This window comes from Treponema putidum, from assembly GCF_000755145.1.
Lineage (GTDB): Bacteria > Spirochaetota > Spirochaetia > Treponematales > Treponemataceae > Treponema_B > Treponema_B putidum.
Genome location: NZ_CP009228.1, coordinates 873965 through 895514, shown reverse-complemented (window position 1 = coordinate 895514; position 21550 = coordinate 873965). Strand labels below are relative to the sequence as shown.

The following is a 21550-nucleotide window of genomic DNA, read 5'->3' as shown; positions in this document are numbered from 1 at the left end:
CTCACTCTTGCATCCCGAATTGCGTTAGACGCACGCAAAAGGAGAGAGTTATGGTAATTCATATGAATATGTACCAGTCGCTCGGCTTTGCAATCGCTTGGTTGCTGGTTGGACGATTCATTAAGGCGAAGTTTGAGTTTTTTCAAAAGTATTGTATACCTGCCCCGATAGTGGGCGGCTTTTTGTTTGCGCTGATTTCGTTAGCACTTCACACAGCAAAAGTACTCGACTTCGAATTTGACACAACCCTGCAAACCTATTGGATGGTAATGTTTTTTACCTCTGTGGGCTATAATGCAGGGTTTTCGATTTTAAGAGACGGCGGGAAAAAAGTTTTTGTCTTTTTGGCTGTAGCTATCGTTTTTGCTATTTTGCAAAACGTTGTAGCTCAAGGAGCCGCAAGGCTTATAAACTTTAGTCCGATGCTCGCCGTCATGCTGGGTTCAACATCCTTTACAGGGGGGTTCGGTACAGCAGCCTCCTTTGCTCCTATTGTTGATCCGGAAAACACTCTGGGAGCCTTATCCCTCGCAGTAGCCGTTCCCACCTTCGGCTCTTTGATAAGCTCCATCTTAGGCGGTCCCGTCGGAAACCGTCTGATAAAAAAATACGGCTTACAGCCTTCAAATGCCGATGAAAGCGTAAGAATTGATGAATCGGGAAACATAATAAAAACAACAAAAGTTGTTAAGAAAGTAGAAGCGGTTCATCCGAGCTTTATAAAGCGGCTCTTCTTTAATCCCACAAAGGGCAGGGAAGAGGGTCAAGAAGTCGTAACGGTTCAGGAAGAAGTTATTCATGAAGCCTCGGCAAAAGGTGAAGTAGATAACTCGACAACCAGTTCTGAAAAGCATCTTAGCAGTGAAAAATTATTACTGGCTTTTATGTTTTTAGTTCTGGCTTCAGGTTTTGGTCTCTTTGTTACCAATTATCTTAATTCAATATCGCCCAAATTTAAATTCCCCATTTACATAGGGGCGATGATTTGTGCTGCCGTTATACGAAACATTGCAGATACGTCAAAAAAATTCAAGATAAATATGGACGAAATTGATGCACTCGGAAATATTTCTTTGAATATGTTTTTGGCTTTAGCTCTTGTTTCGTTAAAACTTTGGCAGCTGGTAAGTTTGGCTATCCCGCTTTTGATTATTTTAAGTGCACAAATAGTATTGTTGTATTTATACACCCGCTTTGTCACTTTTAAGGTTATGGGCGGAGATTATGATGCTGCGGTAATTACTGCGGGACATATCGGTTTCGGCTTTGCCGCAACTCCCAATGCCATGGCTAATATGGGTTCTATATGCGAAAAATACGGTTATTCAAAAATAGCCTTTTTCGTTGTCCCTATAGTAGGTTCCTTATTTATTGACTTTTTCAATATAATGATAATTGGTATTACCATAGGCTTGGTCGATTAGTTTACGGCGTTTTTACAACCTTAATATTTCTTAAAGCGTTTTAAATTATGCCGGCGGCTCGGTCTTTTGTTATAAACAGAAGACCGGCCCCAAGCCATTATTTTCAGTAAATAATTGTTATTCTAAAGAATCGAAACAAACCCGGTAAGTTTTTTAAAGATGTCCATTTATAACAGCCTCTTCATTTTTTTTGTTGTTTCCTTATAATATAGATATGGCTAAATTTAAACGGAAAACAAAAGAAGAGCGCTCGCATGAGATAATGGAAGCGGCAAAGAAAGTGTTTTTAAAAAAAGGCTTCCATAATACTACTATGGAAGATATAGTTGCCTCCACAAGCCTTTCAAAAGGAGGGGTATATCAGTACTTTAAAAACACAAAGGCTATAATGTTTGCTATAATGCAGGCAGGAAACTATTTCCGCTACAAACGGAACGAAGAAATTTTTAGTTCTGCAAAAAAAATTGACGACCCTTATGAAATTGTGACCCAAGCTTTAGAAGCAAAACTATTTGATGATGTCCCCGAAAAACGGCTTTATCTAATGTTCCTTGCAGAAATTCTATATGACAAAGAATATGAAGCTCTTTTTTTTGGAGCTTGAGGCTCAGGCTCATAAGTTTATAAGAGAAAATTTGGAGCACTTGTTTAAAGAAGGAGCTTTTGCCGGTAAAAAAATAAAGTATAAAACAAACAAAGCGGAAAGACTCTACTCCCGCCTCTTTAACGGAATCCTTATAATGTATGAACTTTTTGAAGACAAAACCGTTTTTGATAAAGGAAAGAAAGACATACACGGCCTTATTTACTCTTTTATAAAAAAGAGTTTTATTATCAGCTAAATAAAAACTTCAGTCAAAATTAGTTACCCTATCTTGACTTTATTTTCTCTTTTTATATAATCTAACTGACGGTATCGTCAGTTATGGAGGTTTATATGACAGATAAGAGAGAGCATCTAATATCAGATAATATGTTCAAGCTGATGCTCGAACTCAGTATTCCGGGCATTATCGGAATGTTTGTAATCAGTTTATACAGCTTTGTGGATGCAATATTTGTAGGAAGATATGTAAGCAGCTTAGCTTTAGGAGCAATCAGTGTAGCCTATACATTTACACTGATAAATAACGGCATTGCCGTTTTAGTAGGTATAGGTTCCGCTTCCGTTCTTTCGAGGGCTGTAGGGCGGAGTGACCAAGAAACCGTTGATTCTATTATGGGAAACGTCCTTTTGCTAACTCTGCTTTTTTCATTGGTAACTATGACAATAGGATTAATTTTTGCGCCTCAACTTTTATATCTTATAGGAGCCGAAGGCGAAATGCTCCGTTTAGGAGTGAGCTATTTAAGAATTGTATACCTCGGATCAATATTCGTAAATTTCGGTCAGGCTGCAAACATGGTTATGAGAGGAGAAGGCCGAATGGGTATTGCAATGCTTTTGATGGGAATAAGTGCCGTATTAAATATTATTTTGGATGCGGTCTTTGTAATTGTTTTAAAAAAAGGACTTGAGGGTGCCGCTATAGCAACAGTCATATCTCAAGTAGTTCTTGCAATATGTAATTTCTGTTACTTTGCTTTCTTTAGCAAAAATGTTAAATTCAAATATTTTAAGCTTCAAAAAAGTATCGTAAAAGAAACTCTTTCAATCGGTTTTTCTGCAATGCTTATGCAAGTTTTTGCACTTTTGCAGCAGGCGGTAATGTATTCTACACTAAAAAAATATGGCGGAGAAGATCAGGTAATCTTGATGGGTGCTTTTTTTAGATATCTAATGTTGTCATTTATTCCTCTTTGGGGAATAAGTCAGGGCTATCAACCCTTTGCAGGAACCAATTTCGGAGCAGGAAAATTTGACAGAGTAAAAAAAGGTACGTTTCTTTTTTACGGCTTCGGATTGTTTTTATCACTGATATTTTGGCTGGTATTTTTAATAATGCCTGAAAGGGTTTTAGGTCTCTTCTTGGAAAATAAGGAACTTATATCTTTAGGAAGAACGAATACAATGCTTGCTATTTCTTTGTTCCCATTGTCGGCGATTATGATTATCAATTTAACCCTTTTCCAAGCTCTAGGTAAAGCAAAGTACGCAGGTATGCTGGTAATTTCTCGTCAATTCTTGCTTTATATTCCGGCCGTATTGATTCTTCCCGTATTTTTTGGAACACGTGGGATTTGGATTTCAAGTCCGATAGTAGATACACTAGTTATGGTTTTATCTGCACTTATAGTGATTAAACTTTTTAAAAAAGATCTAAGTACTAAAGATAAACCATTGAATGCATAGTTTATTATACTTTCTTATTTAACAAGGCAGCTGTCATTCCGTCTGTCTTGTTAAATTTACCTTTTTGCATTGCATAACATCAGGGGAAAAAGTTTCAATTTTACCGTCTACACCCGATTTAAAAATATAAATTGATAAGATAAGCGTAAAAACTTCACACAATTTTATAAGTCATCCACCATCGCAGAAGACTTTGCATAGGCTGTCGACTTAGCTTCAAAAAAGTCCGTCTTAATCAGGTTCGCATTGCTATACTGGCTGACCCAGCTCATAGATTGAGGTTCTTCCCTGTGCCCGTCATAAATAGGTGCAAAGCCGAGATTTTCACATCTGAGATTCCCCAAGTATTGAATATAGTCGGTAACCATTTGACTGTTAAGCCCGGGAATATCGTTTCCTATAACATAATTTCCCCAAGCTATTTCTTGTTCACAGCCTTCCTTTATCATTCCTCTAAAAAGTTCCACGCTTTGCGGAGTAAATAATTGAGGCTCTTCTTTTTGAAGTTCCTGTATCACCGAGCGGAAAAGCCAAAGATGTGTATTTTCATCCCGATTGATATAACGTATTTCCTGAACAGAACCGGGCATCTTATTGTTCCTTCCCAAATTATAAAAGAACATAAAACCGGAATAAAAATAAATACCTTCCAAAATATAGTTTGCAACGCATACTTTTAAAAAAGCAAGAGCGCTTTTGTCGGTTTGAAATTCATTGTATAAATCACCGATAAATTTATTTCTGCGTAAAAGATGTTCATCGTCTTTCCATTGATATAAAATTTCAGTGCGTTCTTCGGGAGAACAAATTGTATCGAGCATGTAACTGTAACTTTGTGAATGAACCGCTTCTTGAAAGGCTTGAATAGTAAGGCACAAGTTTACTTCGTTGGCTGTTACATATTGGCCGACATTCGGAAGGTTTGCAGTCTGAATACTGTCCAAAAAAATTAAAAATGAAAGTATTTTATCGTAGGCTGTTTTCTCCGGTACAGATAATTTTCGGTAATCTTGAACATCGGTAGTCATGTTAATTTCTTCCGGTATCCAAAAATTATTCATAGCCTGCCGATACCAATCGCTTGCCCATGAATACTTCATATTGTTAAAATCGTTTAGGTTGGTAGTATTTCCTCCAATCATTTTACGCTTGTGAGTTTCTATATCTCCTTTTTCATTAAACAAAGCCTTTTGGGGCAAAACGGTTTTTTCAGTTATCATAATTTTTATCTACTCCTTTTATAACATTATTTTCAAAATTAGATTTGCCGATATGTTGTTCAATTTTATTTTCCTGCGGTACATTTCCGCTTAAAATGTTGTCTTTTTTTTCTTCTATATCCAAAGCCATATCTAAAACGGTAAAGAATAAGATTACAATCATCGGTCCTAAAATGATACCGTCAAATGAAAACATACTGACGCCTCCCAACATTGAAAAAAAGATTAAAAGAGGATGTATTTTTATTCTGTCCTTTAAAAAGAAAGGACGTAAAAAGTTATCCATAAAACTGATTATCGAACCTGCAACCACCAAAAAAATAATACCTTTTACAAAACCTGCTGTAAAGCATAGCCCTATTCCTACAGGAAACCAAATTAAACCGCAGCCGACAAGGGGTAAAAATGAGCTAAAAAAGGTTAGAATTGCAAGCAATAGTGCACTTTGAACACCGAATATAAGATAAACTACAAAAGATGCAAGGCATTGATAAAACGAAACCAGAAAGAGACCCTTAAAAAGATTTGTTGTAATTTCGCCTATTTTAGAAAACAGTTTGCTTGATGTTTCATTCTCTATCGGGATAGCATGTTTTAGCAAGCTAAAAAGATAAGCCCCATCTATATAAAAAAAGTAAAGAGCAAAGGCAAAAAAAATAAGGGACAAAAAAAACGAACCTGCATTTTTTACAAGACTTGTTGCATACCTTAATATTTTATCCGAAGAAGAAGATAAAATGTTTAAAACTTCTTTTTGTAAATCAAGGTTGGAAATATCTATCGTCCCCATCGATAAGCGGTTTACCATTTCTGCTATATCGTTTTTTGAAAAGCCTGAATCTGCATTGTTAATATTTTCTAAAAAGGTTTGAATACTTTGAACAAGTATTTTTCCCTGCCCGAATATTTTTATCACAACAAAAAACAAAACACCGGCAACAACAAGAACCGTTATTATTGCAAAACTGCCTGCAAGCAATCTTTTCTTTATCGGGAAAGTTTTTTTTTCTTTATTCATCCTAGATAGTATCTTATTATATAACGGCCTTACCAAAATATAAATTACCGCCGACCATAATAAAACGCTTGCGTATGGTAAAAATAACTTACCCACAAGAATCAACATTCCTGCAAGTAATACAAAGAATGAAATAGTGTGAAGCCTGTGTTTGTTTTCTTGATACATTAGTTTCTGTTTTCCTTTTCGATATCCAAAAAGTATTTTACGGTTTTTACTTTAAGTTCGTCTGTTGCAGCATCGTCGCAGATTATAATGGATTTCGGATGAAGTTGTAAAGTGCTGACAGTCCAAACGTGACTTACCCCGCCCTCAACTGCCTGATGAACGGCCTCAGCCTTAGCATGTCCGGTTGCCATTATTAAAACTTCTTCAGCATCCATAATTGTACCGATACCGACAGTCAAAGCCGTTTTTGGAACAAGGTCTTCATTCCCGCCAAAGAATCGGGAATTCATTATGATGGTATCCCGTGTTAAAGTTTTTTCCCTTGTACGGGAAGCTAATGAAGAGTACGGCTCATTAAAGGCAATATGCCCGTCTGCTCCTATTCCGCCTAAAAATAAATGAATTTTTCCGTAAGAGCGGATTGCCTTTTCATAGTCTTCACATTCCTTTTTCTTATCCTTAGTCATCCCGTCCAAGATATGAATGTTTTTAGGGGCAATATCGATGTGATTAAAAAAATTATCCATCATAAAATAATGATAGCTTTGAGGATGGGAGGGTTCCAAACCTACATATTCATCCATGTTAAAAGTAACTACGTGCTTAAAAGATAAAATGCCTTCTTTATTCTTTTTTATAAGCTCTTTATAAACACCCAGCGGTGTGGAGCCTGTCGGAAGCCCAAGAACAAAAGGCTTTTCTTTTGTAGGATTAAATTCGATAATTTTATTGCAGATATAATCGGCAGTCCATTTTGAACAATCTTCATAGTTGTTTTTTATGATAAGTCTCATAGAGTCTCCCTCTTAGCTTAATAACCTAAGGAACATATAATACAAAAAAACTTAAAATTAGTAAATAAATGATGATTGATTTTCAGGACAAGAACATAAAAGTAATCCGGAAATTTAACTAGAGTTTTGCAGATACAAAGTTTATACATTTTTAAGCTTATAAAAAGAAAGCAGCCCGAAAAGGAGGAGAAAGGGCTGCTTGTGAATAGAATAATAGTGTGTATCTTCTGTGTGTAAAAGTAATATAATTAATTTTTGAATAAATGTCAAGAGGCCGCATTATGAAAAAATTGCTACTCGGCAAAACAATCATAAGGGGCTGTTTTATCAAATATAAATCCTTTTTCATTCCATTTCGGAATAACATCGACATGAGCAAAAACAGCCTTCACGTTATCAGTAAATCCGTTATGGGAAGTAAATACATACTTAATTCTATTTAAATCCAGTTTTTCCTTTAATGCTTTCAAAGATTCAATATTCATTTCACTGTTGTAGTTGAACAGATCAAAAAAACACCATCCTCCGTCTTCATTCAGTGCAATGGAGTCTCCCGTAAAAAGCATTTCATTGTCGATTAAATACATTAAGTGTCCGAGTGTATGGCCAGGGACTAAAAACGGTTGAATCGTCAAATCACCGATAGAAACGGTTTGGCCGTCTTTAAGAAGGTGATAATTATCTTTTACTTTTACGGAATTTTTTAATCCGAACGGGCCGATCTTTTTACGATATACGGTATTTGTCAGATAATTTTCTTCAATTTCGCCGAGATAAATTTCAGCGTTGGTAAAGCAATTTTCACAACGAATATCCAAGCCTCCTGCATGATCCGGATCCGCATGAGTAAGAAACAGTGCCTGAACCGCTTTAGGATCGATTCCGATTTTTTTACATCCAGGTAAGAGAGCAGGATGATTTTTGTATCCGGAATCTATTGCGATCAGTGTGCTGCCCTTGCGGATAAAAAAGATATTAACGTCGTATTCTCTTACGCAGCTTACCGTCTCCGTCAATTTTCCTGTTTCCGAAGGATGGAAGGCTCCTTTTCCTCTGTACACTTTCGGAACAACATGAATTGCAAAATAATCCATCAAACTCATAAAAACACCCCCTATATTAATATTTGGACATTTCTAAAAACTGAAGTTTTTAGTTCCTACTTATTATTTTAGTACTCATTTTATAAGCTGTCAAGTGTTTTGACATGTGTCTGACAGTATCTTGAGACAGCTTTTTTAGACGATCTACCTTCCCGTAAGGCTTATTTTTTGACTAATCTCCTTTACTTCCTGTAAATGCATAATAAAAACTGCAAGGGAATACATATTATTAAAATCATTTGAAATAGACGCATGAAGAGGTTGAATTATCCGATAGGTGATATTTGCAAAATATCAGGGCTCTCCGCAGAAGAAATCATTAAACCTTAAACTTTTTTACTTCATTTGCCAAATTCTCAATGCTGTGCTTGTTTTTTTGACTTATTTCATTTACTTCCTGAACGGCATTATTGATTTGTCTCGCCCCGATCGCCATTTCGTTCATGCTGTCGGTAATGACACGGGTAAGCTCATCGAGCTTTTGCATTTCTTGAGCTACATTCTCACCGCCTCGCAGCATCTCGGCGGAACCGTCATTTACTTGGTTTGTTACCATATTGATATCGCGGATTGCAGTGAGTACTTCCTTGCTTCCGTTCTCCTGTTCACGCATAGCGTTAGTTAGGTTTTGGCTCATAGTTTTTACCTGCTCCGAAAGAGCAAAGATGGTATTGAACCTTTCTTCTGCCGTTTTTGAAGAAGTTGAAAGAGCTTCGATTTCGCCCGACAATACTTTGAGGGTAGAAGTTATGGTTTTACCTTGTGTGCTGGATTCCTCGGCGAGCTTACGGATTTCGTCGGCAACAACGGCAAAGCCCTTACCCGCCTCGCCTGCGTGGGCGGCTTCGATTGCGGCATTCATTGCTAAAAGATTCGTCTGACTTGCAATGTGCTGGATAACGCTTGAGGCTTCCAAAAGACTGCCTGATTCTTCGGCTATTTTTTGGGTAACGGAGTTTGAATTAACTATCGTATCCTTACCGTCGGCGGTAGCGGAGGCGAGAGTTTTTATGACATCATCGGTTTTGCCGAGGGTTTGAGTGATAGAAGCTATGTTCCCAACCATTTGCTCGATAGCCGAAGAGGATTCGGCTACGCTGGCTGCCTGATTTTCGATACTGCCGTTAAGCTGTTTTATAGTGCGGATAATTTCTTCAATCGTAGCCGCCGTTTCGGTAACGCTTGCAGCCTGAGTAAGTGCCTGCTGTTTTACTCCGTCGATATTCGCACTTATTTGGTGCACGGCACTGGCGGTTTCGGTCATATTAGATGCAAGCTCGCTGCCTATGCTTGTCATTTCTTCACTGCTTGCTCCTACGGTCTTAATCGATGAGCCGATTTTGGAAATAGTCTGATTAAAATATTCCGACAGGTCGGTAATTTCATCGTTGCCGTTTATCGGAAGTCTGACCGTTAGGTCTCCTTCGCCATGCGCAATATTCTTCAGAGCGTTGACTACTTTTTTGATCGGTTTTATTATGTAACGGGTATCAAAATATATAAGGATAAACGCCCCAACTAAAATAATTGCAGTCAGACCCATAAGTGAAAGACGCAAAGAATCGACTGTTTTCATAAATTCGTTTACAGGTGCATTTATGATAACCTTCCAATTGGTAGTTTTCATCGTAGCATAAGAAGCAATTTTACTTACACCTTCGTATTCATAAAAACCTACCGATGAGGTATTGTTTTCGAGTGCAGTCTTTTCAAATGAGGCCAGAGATTCAAGGCTCTTGTCGGTTTCCGACATTTTCAATATATTCACCATATTTGTTACTTTGTCAAAATCTTGTAGTGCAACGATGGTGCCCGTCGAACCGATAATAAAGCAATAACCTGTTTTACCGACAACAATGTCAGAAATAAGATTTGAAAGATGCTTTGCATCTACAACACAATTTAATACGCCAAGCATATTATGATTGTTGTCATATAACGGTAATGCGAGTATAATTGTAAATTTATTCAAAGATCTGGAAAGAAGCGGCTCCGAAATAAATTTATTACCTGCAGAAGCGGATTTAAACCACTCCCTATCATGCACATCTACTATCTTTCCATCGTTAGTAGTACGCACTCCGGAAAGTCCGTATAGATTAAGCTGTTCGATTTTTTCGTTAGAAGAAACTGCTTTTTCCAAATATTTTGTTTTTTCCTGATACGATACTGCAGGATCTTTTAAAATGGGTTCCTGCGCTATATCCTCAAGAACTTGAAAAAATATTGAAATACGCCCGTCAACAATTTCTGCTGTGTCCGCCGCCTTGTCGATGAGATGGGTTTCGACTTTTTCGATTACTGCTTTACGTGCGATACGTATCGAAAAAAAACTTAATATAATACTGATTATCAAAATAAGCAGTCCGAATATGGCCATAAATTTGCTGAACAAAGAAAAACGTTTTGTTTTACTCATAGTAAAAACTCCTTACAGTTTATTTAATTTCAGAGTAGTACATTAAGAATACAACATATTTCCAAAAAATTAGGGGCTATACATTATTCTCCTAGAAGATTTGAGGAAAAGTTTAAATTTTTTTTAAAGGTTTCACTCTGTTGTAATATAGTCGAGTATTATAGGCTAAAAAGTCGGAGCTGTCAAGAACTGTTTTATGTTTTATGTGGCACGATGATTATTTAAGTTTTCTCAGCAATTTAAACAAACCAATTGCTTTTCACAATAAAAATTAATATAATATGAAGCTATATATACAAGAAAAATTAAATGCAAAATCCGTTTAAACAAATCACATTTTTATCGGTACTGCTTTAAATTCAAACTATATTGAAGGATTAATATTTATGCTTAAAACTTTATCAAAAAGCCTTCGGGAATATAAACGGACATCCGTTATCGCAGTGCTCCTGACAATCACGGAGGTGGTGTTTGAAATAATCATCCCGTCCACTATGGCATATCTGATAGATTTTGGGATTGAAGCCGGTGCAATGGGAACCGTGTTTAAGTACGGGGTAGCTCTTTTAATCTTTGCGCTTATTCAATTACTGACGGGGGTGTTTTCGTCGGTTACGGCAGCTAAGGCTTCGGCGGGGTTTGCAGCAAATTTGCGGCAGGATATGTACGCTAACGTGCAGACATTTTCTTTTTCAAATATCGATAAATTTTCGACTTCTTCTATCATAACTCGGCTTACCACCGATGTAACAAACGTACTCAATTCCTATCAGATGCTGGTAAAGCTCGCTGTGCGCGCTCCCGGTATGATGATTTTTGCGATGATCGCCTCGTTTAGAATCAGTACTAAAATTTCCATGATATTCCTCTGCATGATTCCATTTTTGGGGCTCGGTATTTTTTTTATTATACGCAAAGTGCATCCCATCTTTAAGACGGTGTTTAAGACCTATGATAAGCTAAACAATGTGGTGCAAGAAAACGTGCGCGGCGTAAGGGTAGTAAAATCTTTTAACCGGCAGCAGTACGAAATTGCCAAGTTTGAAAAAATTTCGGAATCGATTTACCGCGGCTTTTCAAAAGGGGAGCGGTATATCACGCTGATGATGCCGCTTGCTCAGTTTTCTATTTATACCTGTATGATTTTGATTTCGTGGTTCGGAGCAAGATCGATTGTTGCAAGCGGAAATAATGCGGCGGTCGGGCTAACCACAGGATCGCTTATGGCGCTTTTTTCCTATGCAACACAGATTATGATGAGCTTGATGATGTTCTCGATGGTCTTTGTGATGATTACCATCTCCCGCTCCTCTGCGGAACGTATTGCCGAAATTTTAAACGAACGCTCTACTATTCAAAACCCGGAACATCCCATAACGGAAGTAAAAAGCGGAGATATCCGCTTTACCAATGCGGACTTTATGTATAGTGCCGATGCGGATAAAAAGGTAATCAACAATGCCAACATTTCGATTGCTTCGGGAGAAGCGGTAGGGATTATCGGCGGCACAGGTTCTTCCAAAACCTCCTTTGTGCAGCTCATTCCGCGTTTGTATGATGTTACCTCCGGTTCGGTCAGTGTAGGCGGCGTGAATGTAAAAGATTATGATGTAAAAACATTGCGGGATGCTGTGGCGATGGTCTTGCAGAAAAACGAATTGTTTTCCGGCACGGTAAAGAGTAATTTGAGATGGGGTAACGAAAATGCAAGCGATGCGGAAATAGCCGAAGCCTGCCGCCTTGCCTGCGCCGCCGAATTTGTTGAAGCAATGCCGGATGGCTATAACGCCCGTATCGAGCAGGGCGGAACAAACGTTTCAGGCGGACAAAAACAGAGGCTCTGTATTGCGCGGGCGCTTTTAAAAAAGCCTAAGATTTTAATCCTCGATGATTCAACCAGTGCTGTGGACACCAAAACGGACGCACTGATTCAAAAATCATTTAAGGAGTTCCTGCCGGAGACCACAAAGATTATCATTGCACAACGTATTTCTTCCGTACAGCATGCGGATAAAATCCTTGTATTCGATAACGGCTCGATTACTGCGGTAGGCACTCATGACGAACTGCTTCAGACGAGTGCCATCTATAAAGAAGTTTTTGAAACTCAACAAAAAGGACATGAAGAATGAAACCAGCTCACACAACAAAACATGAAATGAAGCTTTCTATGCCTACCGTCAAACGGCTTCTTTCCTATCTTAGACAATATAAAACCGTCCTTGCGGTTGTTACGGTCTGTATTCTTATCAGTGCGGGAGCAACCGCTGCATCATCACTATTCCTGCAAGTATTGATTGATCGGTATATTACGCCTCTCCTTGCGCAAAGCACACCGGTGTTTACAGGGCTTTTACGCGTGCTCATTTTTATGGGTGCGGTGTACGGAACCGGTGTTCTTTGTTCGTGGATTTATAACCGTCTGATGATCAATGTTGCACAGAGGACGCTAAAGCGTATCCGCGATGAAATGTTCTCTAAGATGCAGCGCTTCCCTCTACGGTATTTTGACACGCATACTCACGGCGATATTATGAGCCGTTACACCAACGATACCGACACTCTCAGGCAAATGATTACTCAGTCGATGCCTCAGCTGGTTTCTTCCGTGTGCACGATTATTACCGTGTTCTTTGCAATGCTGTATCAGAGCGTGTACCTCACCGTCATTGTGGTCGCTTCCATCTTTTCTATTTTAAAAGTGATTAAGTTTGTCGCCAAAAAGAGCGGTTTCTATTTTGTCCGGCAGCAGGACACGCTTGGGCAGCTGAACGGCTATGTTGAAGAGATGATGAACGGGCAGAAGGTAATTAAGGTGTTCTGCCGGGAAGAGGTGGTAAAAGCGGAGTTCTGCGAAAAGAATGCCGCATGGCAAGAAAGTGCGGCCAAGGCAAACGCCTATGCGAATATCATCATGCCTTTTATGAATGCGCTGGGGTATTTTCAGTATGTGATTGTTGCGCTTCTCGGAGCATGGTTTGCAATTGCAAAAATACCAAACCCGACTATCGCCGGTATCAATACGCTGACGCTTGGAACCATCGCTTCGTTTTTAACGCTGTCGCGGAGCTTTACAAATCCGATTTCCCAGCTATCCAATCAGCTTAACTCGGTAATCAATGCCGTTGCAGGTGCCTCGAGGATTTTTGCATTGATGGATGAAGAACCGGAAAAAGATGCCGGTACGGTTACCCTCGTGAATGCACGTGAAGAATCAGGTACACTGACCGAAGCTGCGGAGCACACAGGCCTTTGGGCATGGAAGGAAACAAGCGAAGACGGCAGTGTTGCGCTGACTCGGCTAACCGGAAAGGTGATTTTTGAACATGTCGATTTCGGCTACATCCCCGATAAAAAAGTCTTAAAGGACATAAACCTTTTCGCAGAGCGCGGACAGAAGGTTGCGTTTGTCGGGGCGACAGGTGCCGGCAAGACGACGATTACCAATTTGATTAACCGCTTTTATGATATAAATAAAGGCACGATTACTTATGACGGTATACCGATTACCCATATCAAGAAAGAAGACCTGCGGCGTTCGCTCGGCATCGTGTTGCAAGAGGTGAATTTATTTACCGGCACCATCATGGAAAATATCCGCTTCGGCAACTTGGACGCAACCGATGAACAATGTATTGAAGCGGCAAAACTCGCCAATGCGCATAACTTTATTACAATGCTGCCCCACGGGTATGACACCGTAATTGAAGGAAATAAAAATTCTCTTTCGCAGGGACAGCGGCAGCTTTTGTCCATTGCCCGTGCTGCAGTCTCAGACCCTCCCGTCATGATTATGGACGAAGCGACATCTTCCATCGACACCAGAACCGAAGCTCTCATCCAAAAAGGCATGGACAGGCTAATGGAAGGCAGAACCGTATTCGTCATCGCCCACCGCCTTTCCACCGTTATGAATTCCGACGTTATCATGGTCTTGGATCACGGTGAAATTATCGAGCGCGGCACCCACGAAAGCCTCATCGCCAAAAAGGGAGTGTATTACAGGCTTTACACCGGAGCTTTTGAGCTCGAATGATTTTTTGAAAATATACTGTGAAATATCTTGATTGGAAAGGATAAAAGGCAGATATAATGCTCTTACCAATCAAGATACAAATACCGTATCAGATAGAACACATAATTGTTTTTTCTATTTTTTAGGCATTGCAGCGTTTTTGAGTAATTTTTCGATAATATCTCTATTATCGAGAAGGCTCGAAAGGGAAAGGTTTTCGTGCAGACGGGTAATAACCTGAGCAAATAGCCCCGATACGTCGGTTTCAATATACCACTCTTTTTGCTTTAGCTCGGTATGATAGACGGCATTTGTTCCTATGACCCTATAAAAAAGCCCCTTGGAATAGGCTTCATCGAATTGCTGAATGGCGTCTCCTGTAAAAAAGGGAAGACTTACGGCGGCTATAACCTTTTTTGCCCCCTTGCTCTTCAAAAACTCCATAGCTTTTAAAAGAGTCCCGCCCGTGCCCAACATATCATCAGCGAGGAAGGCATTTTTTCCTTCAACATCTCCTAAAAGTTTTATGCTTATGATATTTGATTGCTTTGCATTTTGGGTAACTATGGAATAATCTCTCTCCTTATAAATCATGGCAAGAGGCTTTTGCAAGCCTGAAGAATAGAATTTATTCCGGTCAACAGCTCCTGAATCGGGAGAAACAACTACGAATTCTTCTTTAGAGTCGGCACTTAAATCGAGTATTCTTGTAAGCTCCCTAATAATCTGATAACTTGCATGAAGATTTTGTAAGCGTGCAGAATGGAATGAGTTTTCAATTTCGCGGGAGTGAATATCAAGGGTAATAACCTGCTCTACATCTAGGTCTTCATAAATATGCCCAAGTAAGCTGGCAGTTAAGCCCTCTCTTCCTTTCTTTTTATGCTGACGGCTGTAAGGATAAACCGGAAGAACTAAAGATATTCTCCCTGCCCCTGCGTGGCGGACGGCATCAATTGTTACGATGAGGGACATAAGATGATCGTTTACTGAAAAGATTTCCTTGTTTTTGCCTTCATTTATGGTAATTTCCTGCTTGTTTTCAACATCCTGAAAAATATAAACATCTTTTCCTCGGACTGTCTCTAAGAGCTCTGTTTTAAACTCGCCGTTCATAAAATATGTAAAACGGGCATCCACCTTGAATTTGGGTACATGGATTTTATTTGTATCCTTGTTTACAGACATCCTGCTTGAAAACAAATCGTTATAAAAGTTAAACTTTTGAATCATATCTTCACCGGAGGTATTGTACCTCTTTGCTAACTTTTCGCTTTGCTGATATAACTTACGGGCATAGATATGCTTCAAATTCTTAATCGTTAAATCTGCAAACTCTTCACCCCCCGGACAAGCAATAATTGCGAGGTTATTCGATTCAAGATAATTCATTTTGCCTCCAAAAAGAATGTAAAAACTTCACTTAATTCACTTTATCACTTGTTAAAGAAAATTACAATAGGGGAAGAAATTTATATTAATATCTTCCAAAGTTCATACTTTGTTCAATTATCCAATGGAGCTGCTAAATATTAACCAATCGTTTTGCAAGTTTTACCGCTTCGACGGCATCCTTGGAATATCCGTCAGCTTTTATTTTGTCTGCAAAGTTTTGAGAAATCGGGCCGCCGCCAATCATTATTTTAAACTTGCTGCGCATATTTTCGTTTTCTAATTTTTCGATTACACGGCGCATATTGGGCATTGTAGTCGTCATTAAAGTAGACATTGCAATTATCTCGGCATTTTCTTTGACGGCCGTATCTACAAAATCATTGACCGGAACATCTCTTCCCAAATCGATAACTTCAAACCCCTCTGTTTGAAGCATCGTTTTTACAAGATTTTTTCCGATATCATGAGTGTCTCCCTCGATTACACCCATAACGATTTTATGGCCGGAACTCATATCCTTCTTTTCCAAGCATGGCCGCAAAACCTCAAGCGCATTTTCCATTGCATCGGAACAAAGCAAAATATCGGTAACAAAATATTCGTCTTTTTGAAACATATCACCTGCACGCTTCATTCCATCTACAAGTCCATCCATAATTGCATCGAGGGCGGGATAGCCTTCGTTAAGATAATCCTTTGCAACTTGTGCAATTTTTTCATCTTCATATTCGAATACATAATCCGAAAGTTTTTGTAAATACTCGATTTTTTCCATACCGGCTCCTTATAAATCGGGAAAGTAAGAACTTTCCATAAAAAATTTTTGATACTTAGAATCTAAACTTAAATCACTAAACAATATTTTATTTTTTAGCTTCATTAAGTTATTTCTTTTGTTTATATTTAAAACCGCGCTTATCGCTCCGTCTAAAGATGTATTTTTCATATAAGAAAATTTCTCTTTTGCTATTAGGGGAAGAAAGCCGGTATTTATCAGCATGTCTTCAGTAAGATGATTACCGAATTGCCCTGCAATAATTATTTCATCCAGTTGTGAGGCGGTTAAATTAAATTTATCCAGTAAAATATTGATACCTGAAAGAATTGCCGTTTTGGAAAGCTGGATGTTGCGTATATCTTTTTTTGAAACATATAGTTTATCAAAAAGCCTTATTACCGTTTCGCCATTTATATCCGATAAAAATTTTTTCCGCACATCGGACACATCAAGAGAGGACAACGAAATCAGCCGTCCTTTTTTATCGATAAGTTTCGCCTTTAAACTTTCGCGTATTAAAGCAAGAATGCCCGAACCGCAAATAGTTTTGGGTTCTGTGTTTCCTATTACTTTTAAATTTATGTTCCCCGAAATTAAATCAAAATTAACGTCTTCGACGGCTCCGCTTTGTGCGCGGGATCCGAAGGTAATATTCATACCCTCAAGAGCGGGTCCTGCTGCACAGGATGTCGCAAAAAAAGAAGAGCCGTGTTTTAGTACAAGCTCGGTATTTGTTCCGATATCTATAAAAAGAGTGTTTGTTTTAAGTTTTTCCATTTCAATAAAATTTATTCCCGAAACAATGTCCGCTCCGATGTACGATGAAACCGAAGGTATAATAAGAGCATGAGTATGTGCTCCTATATGTAAACCGATTTCGGAAGATTTAAAATTAAGCATTTTATCAAAAACATTTTTATATGGTGCCGTTCCTAAAACATGAGGATTTATTCCTAAAAGAATATGATTCATAACCGAATTTGCCGAAAAAACTATTTCATAAATAAAATCGGGATTTATCTGCAGTTCGTCAATCATTTCAAAAGATGCTTTTTTTATCGCAGCTATAATGAGGTCTTGCATTTTAAAAAGATTATGTTCAGATTCAAGGGCTGCGCTGATGCGGGTTAAAACATCGGATCCGAATTCTATTTGCGGATTTATAAATGAACGTTTTGCAGAAACCGTCATATTTTCCACATCGATTAAAACCATTGCAACCGTAGTTGTTCCTATATCGGCTGCAATTGCATACTTTTTATTTTTATCGCCATCCAATATCGCAATTAAGTTTTTATCTAAGTACACACCGGTATAATTACCGCTTACCGTTTTTAAGGATTTTAAGATTTCAAAATTAATTTTGCCGAAGGCATCCTCGTATTTATTAAGCCAGCTTTTATTTTCATGTGTTTCGGGAGCTTTTATTGTTTTTGTTACCGTTTTTATTGCCGCTTCCGTTCTTTTGTCGAACTGTGTTTCACTTATTAAAAAACCTTCCGCTTTTTCTTCCTGCGGAACTTCAATGATAATGTCTTTTGAAGGTTTTATCATACAGGCAAGACGATATGAATTTAAATTTAATTCTTTTTCTTCCGGCAGAAGGGGAATGTTTTCACCCGTAAATTTTACTTTACATTTACCGCATTTTCCTTTGCCTCCGCATGGAGCATCGATAAAAATATTTTCGTGCTTTATTATTTCCAAAAGAGTTTCGCCTAAACTGTAATCGGTTTCTTTTTTTAAATTATTTATTTGAATCACTGCTTTCGGCATTTTCCACACCTATTAAAATATTTTTTATGTTTTCAAGTTTTGAATTCATACCTAGCCCGCAAGCAGGAGCTATTATATCTATGTTTTTCTTTACCCTGTTTACAGCCATTTGTTTTATAACTTCAGGACGTGAATGTTCCAGCGCATATGTGCTTATGTTTCCCATTACAGGTTTTTGTATTTTTTCTTTTGCTTCTTTTAACGAAACGATTGCATCGAAAGAAAAAGCGTCGGCATTTATTTTAGCTAAAAGGCCGAATACTTTTTTCATTTGACCGCATATATGAACAATAACCGGAATATTTTTATCGGTTCTAATTATCGAAATCATTTTATTCATATAGGTTACCATATATTCTTCAAAATACTTCGGTCCCAATATTTCTCCCGTACCGCTCGGATCCGAAATAGTAATCAGGTCGGCACCCCGTCTTGTCTGCTCAAGAGCAAAATGTCCTACTTCTGAGCTGATAAAATCAAAAAAGGTATGAGCGGTCTCTTTATCTTTTTTTAATGCCGGATAAACTTTTAAAGGATCTACGATGCTTGTTCCTACGGAAAAAGGCCCTGGAACATTTCCTATTACGGGAATGTTGTCGTTTTTTAAAATAGAAACGGCTTCCAATACAGCCTTAGGTCTTCCTTCAGTAAAATTTATTTTGTGAAAATTTGTCAACTCCATTCCATCGGCAGCATATGCTTTTATATGAGGTTCGCAGGTATCCGAACCGATGTCGCATTCGGCTCCCATAGCTTCGGCTTCTATGCTCATACAAAATGGAACGGCATAGTTTTCAAAAAGATTTTCTTCGACAACCAGTTTTGAAAGAGCCGCCATAGTTTTTCCGTCGGAGTTGGCTTTTTTAAAATCGATATTATATTTTTTAATTAATTCCGTAACACAAGGATTCATCATACCGCCGGGACAAATGACGGGCGGCCGATCTGTTTTATTTCCGTTTAAAATAGCAAGAAGTCGCTCTTTTTTATTCATCCGTTTCTCCTTTTATAAACCCAAAAAGTTTTATTCTGTTTATTTCGGTCTTTAAATTGATACATATATTTCCAAATATTTTTTTTTCGGCCGCCAAATCCTTAATTGCATCTTGAACATTTTTTTTGCCTATCTCTATCGTTTGTCCCTTTAAAAAACCTAAGTCCTCCATTGCTAAACTTAATTTCGGACAAAGGTAAATTGAAAACTTTGTATTACATAAAATATAATCGAGTAAGGGCGCGTAAAAATTATTGATTGTTCTTTCCAAAGCAGCCGGGCCTATAATATCAACGGAGGCGGCCGGGTCTGCAAGGGAAATAAGTCTTATATTAAAGCAATTTAATGCTTTTATAAAAGAAAAATAATTTTTTAAAAAAAGGTCTGCAAGAGCTTTTTCAGTTTCGGGATTTTTTCTAAAGGCTCTGAATATTTTTTCAGCGGGAATGATAAATGATAAAAACGTGTAAAAACCGGTCATCTCATATGCGAGAGGTTTATCGTATTCAGAGTCAAAACACTCCGTCATTATTTTATAATGAGGAACGGTATAGTCGAATTCTTTTAAAGAAAATAATTCTTCGACATCCGTTATAATAGGATTTTTTACCCGTATGAGGCTGTTTTCATTTATCAAAGCACCTTGCAATTCGGCTTCAAGCGTATTTGTAATGGGGAAAAAAACAAAGGGATTGTTTTTTGATAAATATTCGGCCGCCTTTTTATAAGAATTCACATCAGAAAAAATTGTTGACACATCAATTTTATCTTCGAGAGGATCGTTTGTTTTGCCGTCTTTATAGTTGCAAATATAATTTCTAATCTTCATCAAACCTGTTCTTATCTATCGGCATATGAGCGTAATAACGCCCCCACTTCATAAAGGCATCTATGTTTTCAATTTTGGTTCCCTTCGGAATTTGACAGCCGGTTGAAAGAATATATCCGCATGTATTATCCCAGCATTTTTTTACACAATCTCTAACCGATTTGCGTATGTCTTCTTCGTTCCCCAAATACATAACATCAACCGGCGGAACGTTTCCGGTAATCATTACTTTGTGTCCCATAACCGCTTTTGCTTCTTCAAGGTCTTCGCAATTATCAATCGAAAAATTTCCGATGCCTGTTTTCATTACATCTTCCCACAATTCGCGGGATTTACCGCAGATATGTACGGTAGGATGTGAACCGCAATATTTTATTACGTCTTGAACATTTTCTTTAAAATACGGAAGAGAAAATTCTCTATACTGTTCTAATTTTAAAATGCTGGAAGAAGAAACGGGGTCGCAAAATCCCGTACCGAATCCTAATTTACCTAAGGCCTTTATATATTCACGGTTATTTGCTGTAATAATTTTCATAAGATGGTGCAGGGCTTCGGGTTTTTTGATGATCCAGCGTAAAAGCACTTCAGTGCCAAGTACGGAAGCAGCAACCGTAAACGGAGCGGTCATTGATGCCCCTATATCGGCAACGTCTCCGATTTTATCGCGTATTTTACAGAGCGCCTCCAAAAGAATAGGGAGTTTACCGTCTTTATTCGGATTAACCGGTTTCAGTTTATCTATGTCTTCTTCTGTTTTTACTACCGGTTCTTTTAAATTGGTTATATTATCGTATGGATAATTTAATACGGAACCCATCGCTTCCGCCATTCCGCGAAGCGTTGTGGAAATACCTACACCTTCATGTCTGAAACGCTTAAACAAAGCGACTTCCGTTTCCGCCATTACATCGGAGCTGGTATAATAATCATTAGTCGTATGGCCGGTAAAGCCTGCCATCGTAACCCCCATATCCGGCACAACCGGCAGCCTATCAATCGGCTTATGGGAAGCAAAAGCCTCCATCCTTTCTTTCGGCGTCATTTCATCTTTAAATTCTTTGTACATAAAATAAGGCTCCTTTTTGCAAAAGAATAAATATTTTGTAGTCTTTTTTACAAATTCACGGCTATTAAAACTCAAGTGCGTAAGACTTCATAGTTATAAACAGGGGAATTCTTTGATATAAATTTTAAGTGTTTTAAATCAGATTTACCAACTTTAGGCAACACTTGCCGTAAAATCAGCTTGAGGTCATACAGAGAATTTATATGAATAGTTTTTCATAAATAACCTCCTTGAGCGGATATGATGAAAATACTA

Annotated in this window: 14 protein-coding genes and 2 pseudogenes; 5 read left to right on the top strand and 11 right to left on the bottom strand. The window is 38.2% G+C overall.

The window, feature by feature from the left end:
- The first annotated feature begins 50 nt into the window (after positions 1–50).
- The 3 genes and pseudogenes from JO40_RS04025 to JO40_RS04015 all read left to right on the top strand — a co-directional run bounded on the left by JO40_RS04025 (position 51) and on the right by JO40_RS04015 (position 3717).
- Positions 51–1424: a sodium/glutamate symporter gene (locus JO40_RS04025; protein WP_044978166.1), complete on the top strand. Its 1374-nt coding sequence runs from the start codon at positions 51–53 to the stop codon at positions 1422–1424.
- Positions 1425–1614: 190 nt separating this feature from the next.
- Positions 1615–2266, top strand: a pseudogene (locus JO40_RS04020) (TetR/AcrR family transcriptional regulator).
- A gap of 95 nt (positions 2267–2361) precedes the next feature.
- Positions 2362–3717, top strand: a complete 1356-nt coding sequence (locus JO40_RS04015; protein ID WP_044978164.1) for an MATE family efflux transporter — start codon at positions 2362–2364, stop codon at positions 3715–3717.
- A 164-nt stretch (positions 3718–3881) separates the two neighbouring features.
- Here JO40_RS04015 and JO40_RS04010 read toward each other — a convergent pair whose 3' ends face one another.
- From JO40_RS04010 to JO40_RS03990, 5 genes and pseudogenes are all read right to left on the bottom strand, one after another.
- A complete protein-coding gene (locus JO40_RS04010; protein WP_044978162.1) occupies positions 3882–4937 on the bottom strand; it encodes a ribonucleotide-diphosphate reductase subunit beta in 1056 nt (351 codons plus the stop codon).
- Between the two features lie 97 nt (positions 4938–5034).
- A pseudogene (locus JO40_RS04005) lies at positions 5035–6123 on the bottom strand (AI-2E family transporter); the annotation flags it as partial.
- On the bottom strand, positions 6123–6917 hold the full coding sequence (gene nagB, locus JO40_RS04000; protein ID WP_044978161.1) for a glucosamine-6-phosphate deaminase: 795 nt from the start codon (positions 6915–6917) through the stop codon (positions 6123–6125). The pseudogene JO40_RS04005 and the gene nagB, both read right to left, overlap by 1 nt.
- 293 nt (positions 6918–7210) lie before the next feature.
- Positions 7211–8020 (bottom strand): MBL fold metallo-hydrolase, encoded by an 810-nt coding sequence (locus JO40_RS03995; RefSeq protein WP_044978159.1) that lies wholly within the window; start codon positions 8018–8020, stop codon positions 7211–7213.
- Between the two features lie 319 nt (positions 8021–8339).
- Entirely contained in the window at positions 8340–10439 is a 2100-nt protein-coding gene (locus tag JO40_RS03990; RefSeq protein ID WP_044978157.1) for a methyl-accepting chemotaxis protein, read from the bottom strand.
- Between the two features lie 386 nt (positions 10440–10825).
- Here JO40_RS03990 and JO40_RS03985 point away from each other — a divergent pair, with 386 nt between their 5' ends.
- Together JO40_RS03985 and JO40_RS03980 are read left to right on the top strand one after the other, a co-directional pair.
- On the top strand, positions 10826–12571 hold the full coding sequence (locus JO40_RS03985) for an ABC transporter ATP-binding protein (RefSeq protein ID WP_044978155.1): 1746 nt from the start codon (positions 10826–10828) through the stop codon (positions 12569–12571).
- A complete protein-coding gene (locus JO40_RS03980; protein WP_044978153.1) occupies positions 12568–14475 on the top strand; it encodes an ABC transporter ATP-binding protein in 1908 nt (635 codons plus the stop codon). Before JO40_RS03985 ends, JO40_RS03980 begins: the two co-directional genes overlap by 4 nt.
- Before the next feature lie 114 nt (positions 14476–14589).
- On the opposite strand, the gene JO40_RS03975 is transcribed toward JO40_RS03980, so the two are convergent.
- From JO40_RS03975 to JO40_RS03950, 6 genes are all read right to left on the bottom strand, one after another.
- Complete coding sequence (locus JO40_RS03975; RefSeq protein ID WP_044978151.1) at positions 14590–15846, bottom strand: ribose-phosphate pyrophosphokinase; 1257 nt, start codon at positions 15844–15846, stop codon at positions 14590–14592.
- A 133-nt stretch (positions 15847–15979) separates the two neighbouring features.
- Complete coding sequence (locus JO40_RS03970) at positions 15980–16624, bottom strand: corrinoid protein (RefSeq protein WP_044978150.1); 645 nt, start codon at positions 16622–16624, stop codon at positions 15980–15982.
- Positions 16625–16633: 9 nt separating this feature from the next.
- Complete coding sequence (locus JO40_RS03965; RefSeq protein ID WP_044978148.1) at positions 16634–18403, bottom strand: ASKHA domain-containing protein; 1770 nt, start codon at positions 18401–18403, stop codon at positions 16634–16636.
- Positions 18375–19397 (bottom strand): methylcobamide--CoM methyltransferase, encoded by a 1023-nt coding sequence (locus JO40_RS03960; RefSeq protein WP_044978146.1) that lies wholly within the window; start codon positions 19395–19397, stop codon positions 18375–18377. The genes JO40_RS03965 and JO40_RS03960 overlap by 29 nt, the downstream gene beginning before the upstream one ends.
- Positions 19390–20226: a uroporphyrinogen decarboxylase family protein gene (locus tag JO40_RS03955; protein ID WP_044978144.1), complete on the bottom strand. Its 837-nt coding sequence runs from the start codon at positions 20224–20226 to the stop codon at positions 19390–19392. Before JO40_RS03955 ends, JO40_RS03960 begins: the two co-directional genes overlap by 8 nt.
- Positions 20216–21295, bottom strand: coding sequence for a uroporphyrinogen decarboxylase family protein (locus JO40_RS03950; protein ID WP_144242237.1), 1080 nt, complete (start codon positions 21293–21295; stop codon positions 20216–20218). The genes JO40_RS03955 and JO40_RS03950 overlap by 11 nt, the downstream gene beginning before the upstream one ends.
- Positions 21296–21550: the final 255 nt, after the last annotated feature.

Coding starts and splice junctions, on each gene's coding strand:
- JO40_RS03950 (WP_144242237.1), bottom strand. CDS start 21,295: ATGTACAAAGAATTTAAAGATGAAATGACGCCGAAAGAAAGGATGGAG.
- JO40_RS03985 (WP_044978155.1), top strand. CDS start 10,826: ATGCTTAAAACTTTATCAAAAAGCCTTCGGGAATATAAACGGACATCC.
- nagB (WP_044978161.1), bottom strand. CDS start 6,917: ATGAGACTTATCATAAAAAACAACTATGAAGATTGTTCAAAATGGACT.
- JO40_RS04015 (WP_044978164.1), top strand. CDS start 2,362: ATGACAGATAAGAGAGAGCATCTAATATCAGATAATATGTTCAAGCTG.
- JO40_RS03995 (WP_044978159.1), bottom strand. CDS start 8,020: ATGAGTTTGATGGATTATTTTGCAATTCATGTTGTTCCGAAAGTGTAC.
- JO40_RS04010 (WP_044978162.1), bottom strand. CDS start 4,937: ATGATAACTGAAAAAACCGTTTTGCCCCAAAAGGCTTTGTTTAATGAA.
- JO40_RS03975 (WP_044978151.1), bottom strand. CDS start 15,846: ATGAATTATCTTGAATCGAATAACCTCGCAATTATTGCTTGTCCGGGG.
- JO40_RS03970 (WP_044978150.1), bottom strand. CDS start 16,624: ATGGAAAAAATCGAGTATTTACAAAAACTTTCGGATTATGTATTCGAA.
- JO40_RS03990 (WP_044978157.1), bottom strand. CDS start 10,439: ATGAGTAAAACAAAACGTTTTTCTTTGTTCAGCAAATTTATGGCCATA.
- JO40_RS03965 (WP_044978148.1), bottom strand. CDS start 18,403: ATGCCGAAAGCAGTGATTCAAATAAATAATTTAAAAAAAGAAACCGAT.
- JO40_RS03955 (WP_044978144.1), bottom strand. CDS start 20,226: ATGAAGATTAGAAATTATATTTGCAACTATAAAGACGGCAAAACAAAC.
- JO40_RS04025 (WP_044978166.1), top strand. CDS start 51: ATGGTAATTCATATGAATATGTACCAGTCGCTCGGCTTTGCAATCGCT.
- JO40_RS03980 (WP_044978153.1), top strand. CDS start 12,568: ATGAAACCAGCTCACACAACAAAACATGAAATGAAGCTTTCTATGCCT.
- JO40_RS03960 (WP_044978146.1), bottom strand. CDS start 19,397: ATGAATAAAAAAGAGCGACTTCTTGCTATTTTAAACGGAAATAAAACA.